This window comes from Archangium lansingense (assembly GCF_026626635.1).
GTDB classification, from domain to species: Bacteria; Myxococcota; Myxococcia; order Myxococcales; family Myxococcaceae; genus Archangium; species Archangium lansingense.
Window position 1 is genome coordinate 13645286 of sequence record NZ_JAPNKA010000001.1, and the last position, 13511, is coordinate 13658796.

Genomic DNA, 13511 nt, shown 5'->3' on the forward strand with positions numbered 1-13511 from the left:
AATGCCGGGGCCGAGAGTCGTCTCGCTTCGAGACACTAGGTACGGGCGTCTTTCCACTGCAGCTCCGTCAGCTCCCGGCCGAGCTGCTCTCGTCGGCTCTCGGCCTGGGTGACGGCCTGTCCCAGCCGCTCGGGGTCATGCGTCTGGGCCCGGGCAGGCGAGAAGATCTCCGCCACCTTCCGCAGCAGGCCGCACAGGCGATCGACATCGGCGTGCGAGGTCTCGGTGGCCTGCTTCAACCGCTTCAACGAGTCCTCCAGCAGCGGCGCCGCCACCACGCGCTTCAACTCCTCCGTGGTGTTCACCCGGGTGCCCTTGCCCAGCAGCCCCGCGAGCACACCCCCGAGGAGCGCCGCTCCCATCACAGCCCATCCTCCATGCTTGCGCGCCACGCCCATCAGCATCGCCGCGCCCACTCCGGCCAGTCCTCCCGTGCGCGCGAAGCCCCAATCGAAGAAGAGCGAGCGCGGCTCGACGAGCCGGCCGAAGCGGTCCGCCAACACCAGGGAGGCCTTGCCCTCCACGTCCCGCGCCAGCTCGCGCGCCAGCACCGCGTCCAGTCTCTGGCGCAGCGCTCGCGACCGGGGCTCCACTCGGGCGTTCAGCTTCTCCCGGAAGGCCTGGGTCAGGGCGCGCTGGGTCTTGGGCAGTTGGGACTCCAGCTCGCGTACGCTGTCCTCCGCGAGCCGGGGCAGCTCCTCCTCCAGCCGTTGGCTCTCCTCCCGCAGCAACTCGTCCAGGCACAGCCGCAGGCGCTCGAGTGTCTCCGGCTGGAGCTTCGCCAGGTCGCGCATCTCCAGCAGCGCGTGCACGTCGGCGAGCAGGTTGCTCCAGTCCTTCAACGCCTCCTCGAGCAGCACCCGCTGCCGCCACGCCAGCTTCTCGGCCAGCGCTGCGCGCAGTGACTCCACTCCTTCACCCACCGAGCCGGAGACAGTGAAGACGGGCAGCGTCCGGTGGGGCACCACCTCTCGCAGCACCTGTTCGAGCTGCTCTCGCACACCGTCGGGAGACGTCCCCTCCGGGAGCGCATCACAGCGCGTGAGGACGATCTGGAGCGAGCCCTCGGGGAACTCCTCGGCGAGTTGCTGGAGCCAGGCCAGCACCTCCCGGGACAGCGCCTCCCCCGCCGCGAGCACCAGCAAGCAGTGCTCGGCCAGCTCTCCCACGCTCAGGCCTCCCTCCCCGGAGCCTCCGGACTCCACCTCCAACCACTTCCAGGGCACGTCCGTCCCCAGGGCCCGCAGCAGCGTGCTCTTGCCCACCGAGGCGGTACCCGCCACCGCCACCACGGGCCGGGCAATGCGCTCCAGGCCCGGCGCGCCGCGCTCCAGCTCTCGAGCGAACGGCACCTGCTCGAAGAGGTTGCTCCGCTCCGCGCCAAGCTGCCGAGCTAGACGCGCCTGCTCCCGGATGTGCTCGTCGTGCCTCATGGTCCTCTCCCGCTCGCACTCTCAGCGTAGCGCACCAGGATTCGGGAATTGTTCATTGCAGAACACTCGCGAGTCATGTCATCAGTGGTTGTTGTCACAAGCATTCGTGCCGCGACGGTTCTCACTCAGCGGGCGCTGCTCCCTCTCTGGGGCGCGGGGCTCGCCGCGGACAGGGGGGGACATGAGCGCGGCCGAATACGTCGAAGCTGGTTCGAGGCCATAGCACTCATGATGGACATTCCCGGTCACACCTTGCGCGGCGCGCTGCGAGCGACGGGCGCGAATCTTCTCTTCCACGCGGTCTGTGGCTCGGACAACCGGCCCGTCATCGTCAAGACGCCTGCGCAACCCTCGCCCGGTCCGCGCGAGTGGGAGCGCTACCGCCGCGAGCACGGCATCCTCCAGCGGCTGCGGGAAGTCGGAGGCGTGCCCCGGGTCCATTCCTGCGAGCTCGTCCAGGATCGCCCCCTGCTGCTGTTGGAAGAGGTGGACGGCGAGCCCCTGTCGCAACGGGTGGGCCAGCGGCTCGAGGTCACCGGTTTCCTGGGGCTCGCCATCTCCCTGGCCTCGACGCTCGGGGAGATCCACCGGCGCGGCGTCATTCACAAGGATCTCAAGCCCTCCAACCTCATCCTCACGCCGGAAGGGGAGGGGCGCATCATCGACTTCGGCACCGCCACGCTGCAGCGGGTGGAGCACGTGGAGTCGGCGGTGCCCCACCTCATCGAGGGGACGCTGGCGTACATGTCTCCCGAGCAGACCGGGCGGATGAACCGGGCGGTGGACTACCGCACGGACTTCTACTCCCTGGGCATGACGTTCTACGAGCTGCTGACGGGCACGTTGCCCTTCCAGGCGAGGGACGCGCTCGGGTGGTTTCACGCGCACCTGGCCAGCCATCCCCAGCCGCCGCACGAGCTCGTCGAGTCCGTGCCGCCGTCCCTGTCCGCCATCGTGATGAAGCTGTTGGCCAAGGTCGCCGACGAGCGCTACCAGGGGGCCGATGGGTTGAAGGCGGACCTCGAGCGGTGCCGGGAGCGGTTGCTCCGGGGTGAGCGCGAGCCCTTCCCACTGGGCGAGCACGACTTCCCCCACCACTTCCAGATGCCCCAGCGGCTCTACGGGCGAGAGGCGTGCGTCGCCACCCTGCTCGAGAGCTTCGAGCGGACGGCGCGAGGAGGGCGGCCGGAGCTGGTGCTCGTCAGCGGCTACTCCGGAATCGGCAAGTCGGCCGTCATCCACGAGCTGCACCGGCCGGTGGTGGAGCGGCACGGCTTCTTCCTGCAGGGCAAGTTCGATCAGTTCAAGCAAGACATCCCCTACGCCACGCTGGCGCAGGCCATCCTCGGGCTGGTGCAGCAGTTGCTCGCGGGCACCGACGAGGAGTTGGCGGCCTGGCGCGAGCGGCTGCGGGAGGCGTTGGGGGAACACGGCCAGCTGCTGGTGGACCTGGTGCCCCAGCTCGAGCTCGTCGTGGGCCGACAGCCGGCCGTCCCCGAGCTGCCACCCGCCGAGGCCCAGCACCGCTTCAACCGGGTCATCGAGAAGTTCCTCGGCGTCTTCTCCCCCCACGAGCACCCGCTCGTCGTGTTCCTCGATGACCTGCAGTGGGCGGACCTGGCGAGCCTGAGACTCATCCAGCACCTGATCGGCGGCCCGGTGGTGCCGCCCGTGTTGTGGGTGGGGGCCTATCGCGACAACGAGGTCAGCCCGTCCCACCCGCTGATGCTGACGCTGGAGGAGCTGCGCAAGACGGACGCGTGCATCACCAGCCTCCAGCTCGAGCCGCTGAGCCTCGCGCAGCTCCAGCAGCTCATCGCCGATGCACTCCCGGGGGCCGGGGAGGACGTGGTCGCGCCACTCTCGGCGCTCGTGCTGGAGAAGACCGGAGGCAATCCGTTCTTCCTCATCCAGCTCATGGTGACGCTGCACCAGGACGGGTTGCTGGCGCGCCTGCCGGAGGGACGGTGGCGGTGGGATGCCGAAGGCGTCCGGGCCAAGGGGTACTCCGACAACGTCGTCGACTTCATGGTGGGCAGGTTGCGCCAGTTGCCTGACCCGACCTGGTCCCTGCTGCGCCTGGCCGCGTGCGTGGGCAATGACTTCGCGCTGCGCAAGCTGGTCATCGTCTCCGGCCTGGAGCCGCTCGAGGTGGAGCGGACCCTGGAGCCGGCGCTCGAGGAGGGCATGCTGGCGCGCAGCTCACCAGAGGGCTTCCGCTTCCTGCATGATCGCATCCAGCAGGCGGCGCAGGAGCTCATCCCCGAGCAGGAGCGCAAGGCCGTCCACCTGCGCATCGGCCGTCTGTTATTGGCGAGCCTGACGCCCGAGGAGCTGCGCGAGAAGCTCTTCGACGTGGTGGGGCAGTTCAATGTTGGGGCGGAGCTGCTCGACACGCCCGAGGAGCGCCTGCGCGTGGCGCGGCTGAATGCCGAGGCGGGTTGGAAGGCTCGCGGCTCGGCGGCGCACCGCTCGGCCATCGCGTACTTCAAGATGGCCTTCGAGCTGCTTCCCGGAGATCCCTGGACGGCGGACCCGGCGCTCGCCTTCAAGCTGTGTCTGGATTGGGCGGCCAGCGAGCTGATGAATGGCAACGCCGCCGGGGCGCGCCGGCTGGTGGACGCGCTGCTCACCCGGAGGAGGAGCCCCGCGGACACCTCGGCCGTCTACCGCCTGAAGGCCCAGCTGTGCATGGGGGCTGGGCAGATCGACGAGGCCGTCTCATGTCTGCTGGAGGGCCTGGAGTCGCTGGGCATGCACCTGCCGCCCCACCCCTCGTGGGAGGAGGTGGTGGCCGCCCAAGAGGAGGTCGAGGCCCTCATGGGGGAGCGCTCTATCGAGAGCCTCCTGGAGCTGCCCCTGGTGAGCGACCCGGACATGCAGGCGGTCATCGGGGTGCTGGCCGCCCTGTTCACCCCGGCGTGCTGCACCGACAACAACCTGCTCATCCTTCAACTGTGCCGGGTGGTGTCCCTGAGCCTGCGGCATGGCAACAGCGAAGCGGCGGTGGTGGGCTACTCCTGGTACGGCCTGGTGCTGGGGCATGTCTTCAAGAAGTACCGGGAGGGCCACGCCTTCGGTGAGCTCGCCTGCGCGATCGCGGAGCGTCACGGCTTCTCCTCGGCCCGGGGCATGGCGCTCTACAGCCTGCAGATCATCAACCCGTGGACTCGGCCGATGGCCCGCTCCCTGGAGCTCATCCGGAGCGCCTTCCATCACGCGCTGCAGGCTGGGGATTTCCAGGTCGCCTGCTATTGCTGCAACCACATCGTCACGGACAGCCTCATGCTGGGGCATCCCCTGAATGATGTCCATGCGGAGTCGGTCGCCCGCTTCGACTTCGTCCGCAGGGCCGGCTACCAGGACGTGCTGGATGTCATCCGCAGCTCGCAGCGCTACGTCCAGCAGCTGCGCGGGCTCACGCGCTCATTCGACACGCTGAGTGGTGAGGACTTCGAGGAGGAGGTGTTCGAAGCCGGGCTCACTTCCGAGCGCATGAGCACCATGCGGTGCTGGTATTGGATCCTCAAGATGCAGGGGCGCTTCATGTGCGGCGCCTACGAAGAGGCACGCATCGCGGGAGACAAGGCCGCCGAGCTTCTCTGGGCCTCCGTTGGTCACATCCAGCTCCTGGACTTCCACCTCTACCGAGGACTGACGCTGGCCGCGTGTCTGCCGGAGGCGGCGCCCGAGGTGCGGGAGCGCTGGCTCGAGGAGCTGCGCCAGCACCATCAGCAGCTCGCGGAGTGGGCGAGCCATTGCGCCGGGAACTTCCTCGCGCCCGAGCGGATACTCTTCGCGGAGCTGGCGCGGGTGACGGGCCGGAGGGAGGAGGCCATGGGCGCGTATGAAGAGGCCATCCACTCGGCCCGGGAGCATGGCTTCATCCAGAACGCCGCACTGGCATGTGAGCTGGCGTCGAACTACTGGCGCGAGCGGCGCTTCCAGACCATCGCGGAGACGTATGCGCGCTCGGCCCGGGAGGCCTACCGGCGCTGGGGGGCCCTGGGCAAGGTGAAGCACCTGGAGGCCCGGTGGCCGGAGTTGGTGCTCGTGTCCTCCGGTGGCCGCCACACCTTTGACACGGACTCGACGCAGATTGACGCGCTCACCGTGGTGAAGGCGCAGCGGGCCATCTCCGGCGAGATCGTCCAGGAGCGGCTGGTGACCACGCTGATGCAGGTGGCCATCGAGAACGCGGGCGCCCAGCGCGGTGCCCTGCTGCTCGCGCGGGGTGACACGCTCCGGGTCATGGCCATCTCCGGCGCGTCACCGGAGGACCCCATCGTCCTGCCACCCGAGGACGCGCAGGCCGAGCTGCCGTGGACCCTCATCGCCTACGTCAAGCGCACGCGCGAGCATGTGCTCCTCGGGGATGCCACGCGGGCCCATCCCTTCCCGGCCGACGCGTACCTCCGGCGAGGCCGGGCTCGCTCGGTGCTCTGCCTTCCGCTGCTGCGCCAGGAGGCCCTCTACGGCGTGCTGTACCTGGAGAACAACCTGGCGGCCGACGCCTTCCCTCCGGATCGCCGCGCGCTGCTGGAGCACATCGCCTCGCAGGCCGTCATCTCCATGGAGAACGCGCGGCTGTACGCCGATGTCCAGCACGCCGAGGCAGCCCTGCGCCGCGCCAATGACGAGCTCGAGGCGCGCGTGGAGGAGCGGACCCGGGAGCTGAGGGAGGCCCAGATGCGACTGGTGGACACCGCGCGCGCGGTGGGCATGTCCGAGGTTGCCTCCAATGTGTTGCATAACGTGGGCAACGTCCTCACCAGCGCCGTCGTCAACCTCGAGGTGATGCGGGAGACGGTGGCCGCGTCACGCCTCGGCCGGCTGAAGCAGGTGTCGGCGTTGTTCGAGGACAACCGCGGGCGCCTGGGGGAGTTCTTCACCGATGACCCTCGCGGGCTCCAGATGCCGGACTACTTCTCCGCACTCACCGAGCAACTCCTCCAGGAGCAAGCGAAGGTACGCGACGGTCTGCTGGAGATGGGCTGGCATGTCGAGCACATTCGCACCATCGTCCAGGTACAGCAGAACTACGCCAAGACGGCCCTGCTCATCGACGAGTGCGAGCTGTCGGAGCTCGTCGAGGACGCGCTGCGCATCCAGATGTCGGCGCTCAAGCGCCACGGCGTCACCGTTACCCGCGAGCTGAAGGTCTCTCGCAAGGTGCGGGTGGACCGGCACAAGGTGCTTCAAATCCTCATCAACCTCATCAGCAATGCCAAATACTCCCTGGATGAGATGCCCCCGGGAGAGCGGCAGATGCTCGTGCGCCTCCAGCTCGAGGAGGGCAAGGCTCGCATCCAGGTGGTGGACAATGGTGTGGGAATCTCGAAAGAGATTCGCGAGCGGCTCTTCGCGCACGGCTTCACCACGCGCCGGGACGGACATGGTTTCGGCCTGCACTCGAGCGCGCTCGCCGCGAAGCTGCTGGGAGGCAACCTCCTGCTCGACAGCGAAGGCCCGGGAAAGGGCGCCACGGCCACGCTGGAGCTCCCGCTCCCGTAGGAGGCGGCCGGAGGTCCCCTCTCCCTTTGGGCGAGGGCTACGAGCCCCCTATACGCGTTGCCCCGCCCTGCTAGTCTCCGGGCGGTATGGCAACCCCATTACACAAGCAACTCCTGGCAGCCTCCGCGTTCGTGGTGCTTGCCCTGGGAGTCGCCGTGGTCTGGGGCGACCTTCCTGGCTCGAAGCCCGCGGTGCCGCCCCAGCGTTCCAGGCCCGTTCGTGAGGCGCCCACGCCGCCGCCTCGCGGTGACGGGGCCATCCAGGGAAAGGTCGTCGCCTGGGACGGCACCCCTGTCGCGGGTGTCGAGGTCTCCGCGACGCTGAGCCAGCCCGGGAAGTCCCTGTCCTCCCTCGCCTGTGAGGGGGAGTCTCCGAACATCCTTCTGTCCTCTCCCAACTGCGAGGGTGCGCCGAGATGGCAGCTCATCAGGCTCATCGAGCAAGGGCTGGGCGCCGCGCCCGTGGTGGCGAGGACCACGTCCTCCGCGGATGGGGCCTTCTCTCTCACGGGACTGCCGGATGGAGCCGTCGCGGTCTGGGCCCTGGATGCGCGAGGCGCGAGGGTGGAGCCTCGCGTGGAAGTGGGCGCCACCGGTGTGAAACTCGTGCTCGGAAGAAGCGCCACCCTCTCCGGCCGTGTCGTGGACGAGGCCAGGCGCCCCCTGCAAGGCGCGAGCGTGACGCTCTTTCTCGCGGAGCACTCGCGCTACTTCGAGGCGACCACCGATGCACAGGGCCGCTTCTCGCTCGGCCCGCTGCTCGATGGCCGCCCCCATGGACTCGTCGTCCACCATCCCGACCTGCTGCCCGCGTACGAGTTGCTGTCCTCTCTCCAGGACCTGGGTGATGTGACGCTCCATGCGCCCCTGCGCCTCGTCGGGCGGGTGCTCGACGGGGAGCACCCCGTCGCCGGCGCGGAGGTCGTGGCCACCGAGCTCGGGCAGTCCGCTCGAACGAGCGGGGACGGGCGCTTCATCCTCGAGGACATGCCCCCGGGTGAGCACAAGGTGACGGCAAGCACCTCGCGGAAGCGCGGCCACGCCAGCGTGACGTTGGAAGAAGGCTACCCGGAGGCCACGGTACGCATCGAACTCGGGTCACTCGTCTCGTTCAGCGGCACGGTGAAGGACTCGGAGGAACACCCCATCCCCGACGCCGTGGTCGAGGTCGAGGGGAGCGACAAAGAGAAGACTCTCTCGGACACGCAGGGACGCTTCACTTTCGAGGCCTTGTCTCCAGGAAACTACAAGGTCACGGTGAGGGCCGAAGGCTACTCGGACAGACGCTTCCCCCACGTCGCGCCGGCCACGACTCCGACACTGGACGTGGTTCTCAAGCCGACCGCCCTCGTCCGTGGCGTGCTCGTCGACACCGAGGGCCATCCCGTGCCGAAGGCCATCGTCCAGCTCGCGGAGAGTGCCGTGGATGAGGACTTCAACACCCAGCTTCCCCCGCCGGAGAAGGTAGCTGGGAACGATGAGCCTGGCCCCATGGGCGGTATCAACGATCCCCATGAGTCGCGAGTGCACCAGCTCCGCGCGGACGAGAACGGCCGCTTCGCGTTCGAGCGCGACTCGCCCGGCCGGTTCGCGCTCCGCGTCGATTCGGACCGATGCCTGCCCCTGCAGACCCTCGTGGCTGCGCCAGCCACCGACCTGCGCCTGGTCCTCCAACCGGGCGCACGGGTGGAGGGACGCGTCGTGGATGCCCAGGGCCTGCCCCTGGCGCAGGTCGAGCTCTCGCTCCATACAGGACTCGACGAGCCGGAGGTCATCGCGCCCATGGACTCGGACGAGCATGGCCGCTTCGTGCTCGGGGGGATCGCCCCGGGCCACTACATCCTCCTGGCCCGCTTCGACCAGGGAGCCCCCCACGGCACGACGCTCCCCATCGAGGTCATCGGCACGGAGACGCTCGAGGCCGTGGTACGGCTGGACACCGGACTGAGCGTCTCCGGCATCGTCGTGGACGAGTCGAACCGCCCCATTCCCCACGTCCAAATCGAGGCAAAGTCGGCCACGGGGCTCTATGGGCCCCAGGGGGGAGACTCCCCTTCCTCCTCAAAGGCCATCACGGATGAACAAGGCCGCTTCACGGTGAGGCACCTGCTCCCAGGCCCGTGTGAGCTCGACATCGACATCCCAGGCCACGAGCTGAGCAGGGTGCGCGCCGCGGGCACCGATTCGAGGGGCAAGCAGCTCGTGGTCCCCGCCGGCTCCACGGACGTGACGCTGACCTTCCGCTACCTCGGGGGAGTCCGCGGGCGTCTGGTTCACGAGGACGGCACGCCCATCACCTCCTTCTCCATCAACAGCTACTCACATCGGGACCCCCAGGGGGCTTTCCAACAGAACCTCCGCTGGCCAGGCCCCATCGAGTTGGCCATCTCCGCCCCCGAGCGAACTCCCATCCTGCTGAGCGAGATCGAGGTCGAGCCAGGGCAGCTCAAGGAGTTGGGCGACATCGTCATGAAGGCCAGACGGCTGCTGCGCGGCAGGGTGACCCACGCACTGACCGGGGAGCCCATCGAAGGGGCACGGGTCACACGCAAAAGCGCGGACTCGGAGGGAGAGTTGAGCGGCTTCGGGCGTGACCTCAAGTCCTCCACCGACACCCGTCACGACGGAAGCTTCGAGCTGGAGGGAGTGGAGGCCGATGGCCTCGTCCTGGAAGTCGAGCTCAACCATGATTCCCCAAAGCACCGCCAACCGATTGGCGCGGGAGACACCTGGGTGGACATCCGGATGACGCCTGGCGCGAGACTGCAGGGCACCGTGACGGATTCGGAGAGACACCCGGTCGAGACGTCTCTCCTGCTGCTCGCCGACTCATCCGAAGTGCGAGTGCATGACGACATCATCAGCCATGGGCGTTACGACCTCGATGGGCTCAGCCCGGGAACCTATCTGGTCGTTCCCACCCCGGTGGAAGCCCCAGGGAAGACGCCCATCCGGTTCAAGCCCCAGACCGTGGTGTTGGCTTTCGGCTCACGACACGTCCTGAACTTCCAGGCGCAGCGCGGGGACTCCCGGTTGACCCTGCTCCTGTCCGATGAGGAAGGCCCCGCTCCCGACGATGAGCGGGTCATCATCGATGACAGGGTGCTCGTCGCGGGTGACCTTCCCCTGCCTGAATTCGAAAGCATGCTGGCGGGAGTGCGCGAGGCTTTGGAAGTCCCTCTCGATGACGCCTCCGCCTCGAGGCTGTCCGCCGGGCGCTACACCTACTTCCTGTTGGGGACCCGGGGTAAGGATGGCAAGGTCGTCCATCGCGAGGTGGTGGACGTGGGCCCGGGAGAAGACATCGTCCGGCGAATCCGTCCCCGGTGGACGCCGATCCTGGCGCGTATACGCATCTACAGACACCCTTGTCTCCGCAACTGCTCCTACGACGGGTGGGAGTCGGACCCATGAGCCCACGGGGACAGTGACGGGGCCGCGCGGAACCGCCAACCCGCGCTGCTCGAACCCTTAGAGTGTCGAGATGACCGTGTCACGACTGCCGCCAATTGAATCGCTCGTCACCGACTTTCTTCAGACGGGCTACGTCCCAGCGAAGGACGGGAAGGGTCGGGTCGAGCAGGCGCTGACGCTGCCCCTGAGAGAGCAGCTGGTGCTGCTCACAGTGCGCCAGTCTCAGCGCCGTGCACTCCCGCTGGTCCAGGACTTGGGGCACCTGTGCCGAAAAGTCGTGCTGGGGCGAAAGGGCTTTGACCCTTTCGCGTAACCACCGAGAGTTGCCGCCCATCTGATTAATGACGCCCCAGCTCCCTGTCCCAGGCGTACAACTGCCCGTTCACGGCGTATTTGTAGGCGCTGGAGATATCCTCGAACTTCTTCAGGGGAAGCGCGGAGAGGCGCTCGCGCAGGAAGTCCGGGTCGCTGAGCACCTCGCGGTGTTTGAGATCGGTGTTCGCCTCCACGACGACAGGAATCACCCGGAGCACGGCCTCCTCGCAATCCTCTCGAGTCGCGCGAGCCATGCGCTCCACCGTCAGGGCCATGTGCTCGCGGACCGAGGCAGGGCCTCCGGGGCACCAGGCCTCCAGGGTCTTGCGGTAGATGTCATCCATGAGCTCTTCCAGCGTGTACTTCTGATCGAACGACCAGAACGCGTAGCGAAGGCCCTGGAGCACATCCCAGAAGCGGAGCACCGAGGCGAGCCGGTTCGCCATGCGCTCAGCGCTCTGCGGAGGGGGCGGAGACACGGCATGGTAGAGAGCCCCCCAGGGAGTATTCAGGCAAAAGGACTCGAAGGCGTCCCTCGTGTGCTGGCGCTCCTCCTTCTGGACGCCTTCATTCAAGCCCATGAAGACCTCGACGAACACGTGCATCCGCCAGCGGGGGTCGCCCGTGTCGAAGTCGGCCCCCGAGTGCATCACCAGCACTTCGCCGGGCGGCACGTGGCGCATCTGCCGGGGCTGGGGGAAGGCACCGGTCTTGAGGTACTGCCGGGCCCACCAGTGGCTCTCGGCACTCACGTTGCGGCGAGTGATGGCTTTAGTGCCGTAGAGCATCGCTGGAAACTCAAGCGCCGGGGAGTTTTCCATGGGCATGGCTTTCGGCCTAACATGGTGGTCAGCAGTTCCTCAAGTGCCAGGCACCTCGTGCGCTGCGCATGCAGTCGTAACGGCCCTCTCCAGCCTTTGTCTTCGCAACGGACGAAGTTCTTTGTGCAGCTTACCCGTTCTGTTAGGTTGACCAGTGTTATGCGAAACTTCTTACCTCCCCGGTCAACCCTGCTTCTCGCCCTCATGGCGTCCGTCGCCGTGGCGCGTGGACGCGATCCCAACGTTTGGAGCGCCTACGTTCAGGGTCCCCCGATTGAATCGGTTCGCCGACTGCACGTAACCCCCCATGTAGTGACTGTGCTCCGGTTCCAGCAGCCCTGTGATGCGGAGGGGACGAAAATGCTGGGGTGGGAAGGTCGCTTCGAGCCGGTGGCGTGTGCCGGAAAGAGGGTGCTGATAGAGCCGCTCCAGGTCCTTGGCCCCGAGGACCGATTCCTGTTGGTCGTGAGGCTCGCGGATGGGACTGAAGTGTCCTTCACCTTGATGGGGGCCACCAGGAAGGAAGGAGAGTGGCCAGACCAACAGGTGAACGTCTTCATCGAACCGGAAACCCGAGAAGCACTCCAATCACAGCTCAAAGAAATCCGCCAGAGGGAGCGGTTGCTCGAGGAGGCAACCTACCGTCACTACAAAGAGGACACGGCGGACCACGCGCTCGCCAAACTTCTAACGACGGGTGCCATCAATCAAACCTCGTTCATCGAGCGACGAAAGCGGATCGTCAAGACCGATGACGGGGCCGAAATGGTCGTCCGAATCTTCGCGGGCAAGGAGAAGGCGGCGGTCTTGCTGACTGTGACGAACCGCCACCCGTCGAAGCCTTGGAGTCTGGCAGAGGCTCGCCTCCGGACCACCCGCCCAGGAGAGGACCCACGCGCCCCCTTCCTGTTCGGTGAGGCGAGGCCGTTTGCATTGCGCACGGACCGGGACGAGATTGCTCCAGGCGAATCTGGGAATGTGGCCATCGTCGTGGACAGGAGTGCATTCAAGGCGGATGACGGGTTCGTCAAAACCCTCGCGCTGGAGATCTACCGCCAGGACGGGTTCTTGGACACCTACGTCCTCCTGGATCGTCGGCTTGTTCGTGAGTAAGACCGTTGCTCATGTCGTCGAATAGCGCGCCGCTACTTCCTTCCGTCGTTCTGCTCCTGGCAACAGCGGGGTGCCCACCGGGGGGCGTGCCTTTGCGCTCGGATGGCAGCCCCGGACCCGAGAAGTGCTCGGAAGAAGCCATCAAGACGATGCGGATTCTTCGGATGTACGTTGGAGACTCCGCGGACGTGGAACTTGATGCCAACCAGATCGACGCGAGGCCCATCACGCTTTATGACGGACCCGTGGAGAGCTTCCTCGACGGTTCGCTTGGCACGCTCGACCCCGGAACCCGCTTGTACGGGCGGGTCTGGACGAGTGGGCCACAAGTCGTCGTCCGGTACTATGAAGCAAGACCACCGCGCGCGGATACGGTGCCGATTTGTGCGGTGGCCCGGCTTGGTGCGAATCAACTCAAGAAGCACCCAGAATCAAAGCCTGGGACCGCCATTCTCGATTACTCGGGTGCCTCGGTCTTCGTGGTCGATTCGTTCCGGTGAGCCCCACCTGAGCGTTCCTGGTAGCCGTGTCATCTCGGATGGATGGAGTCCCTCAGTAGGTGTGGGTGACCATTTCTTGGCGCATCACGCCAGGGATTCCCTCCCAGTTGTTGTTGCCCGAGTGGCTGTAGGCTTCTTCATTCCGTTCGGCTCGGCGAGCTGCTCCGAGGCAGCCGGGTCTGCGGTCTGAGCATGGTGGGGAGAGGGGTCACCTGAGCTCGGCCTGGGTGTGCGGATCTGCGGCCAGCTGCGTGAGCCAGGAGGAAGCCGGGATGGAAGTTCGGGGCGCTGCTCGGACGCCGCAGGAGCGGCTCCGCCGTGTCCGATTCGCTCAGCAGCAGCTCGCCCTTCTCGAAGCGCGAGCGCACGGCGGCGAGCGGCAGCAGTTTCCTGGGCCTCAAG

At 67.1% G+C, this 13511-nt stretch carries 7 protein-coding genes; 5 read left to right on the top strand and 2 right to left on the bottom strand.

All coding sequences use genetic code 11. The features are described from left to right. Positions 1 to 35: 35 nt before the first annotated feature. Entirely contained in the window at positions 36 to 1433 is a 1398-nt protein-coding gene (locus tag OV287_RS55360; RefSeq protein WP_267542176.1) for a hypothetical protein, read from the bottom strand. Between the two features lie 228 nt (positions 1434 to 1661). On the opposite strand from OV287_RS55360, the gene OV287_RS55365 reads away from it, so the two are divergent. The 3 genes from OV287_RS55365 (at position 1662) to OV287_RS55375 (ending at position 10673) form a co-directional block, all read left to right on the top strand. After that, positions 1662 to 6947, top strand: a complete 5286-nt coding sequence (locus OV287_RS55365) for a trifunctional serine/threonine-protein kinase/ATP-binding protein/sensor histidine kinase (RefSeq protein ID WP_267542177.1) — start codon at positions 1662 to 1664, stop codon at positions 6945 to 6947. 86 nt (positions 6948 to 7033) lie between these two features. Then, positions 7034 to 10360, top strand: coding sequence for a carboxypeptidase-like regulatory domain-containing protein (locus tag OV287_RS55370; protein ID WP_267542178.1), 3327 nt, complete (start codon positions 7034 to 7036; stop codon positions 10358 to 10360). A gap of 70 nt (positions 10361 to 10430) precedes the next feature. Then, positions 10431 to 10673 carry a hypothetical protein gene (locus OV287_RS55375; protein ID WP_267542179.1) on the top strand — a complete coding sequence of 81 codons (243 nt, stop codon included), beginning with the start codon at positions 10431 to 10433 and terminating at the stop codon, positions 10671 to 10673. A 25-nt stretch (positions 10674 to 10698) separates the two neighbouring features. Here the strand turns inward: OV287_RS55375 and OV287_RS55380 are convergent, their stop codons facing one another. Further along, positions 10699 to 11502, bottom strand: a complete 804-nt coding sequence (locus OV287_RS55380; RefSeq protein ID WP_373371898.1) for a hypothetical protein — start codon at positions 11500 to 11502, stop codon at positions 10699 to 10701. A gap of 198 nt (positions 11503 to 11700) precedes the next feature. Between OV287_RS55380 and OV287_RS55385 the strand changes: the two genes are divergently transcribed. Together OV287_RS55385 and OV287_RS56315 are read left to right on the top strand one after the other, a co-directional pair. After that, positions 11701 to 12609, top strand: a complete 909-nt coding sequence (locus tag OV287_RS55385) for a DUF2381 family protein (protein ID WP_267542181.1) — start codon at positions 11701 to 11703, stop codon at positions 12607 to 12609. A gap of 188 nt (positions 12610 to 12797) precedes the next feature. Then, positions 12798 to 13109: a hypothetical protein gene (locus OV287_RS56315; protein ID WP_308809820.1), complete on the top strand. Its 312-nt coding sequence runs from the start codon at positions 12798 to 12800 to the stop codon at positions 13107 to 13109. The last annotated feature ends 402 nt before the right edge of the window (positions 13110 to 13511 follow it).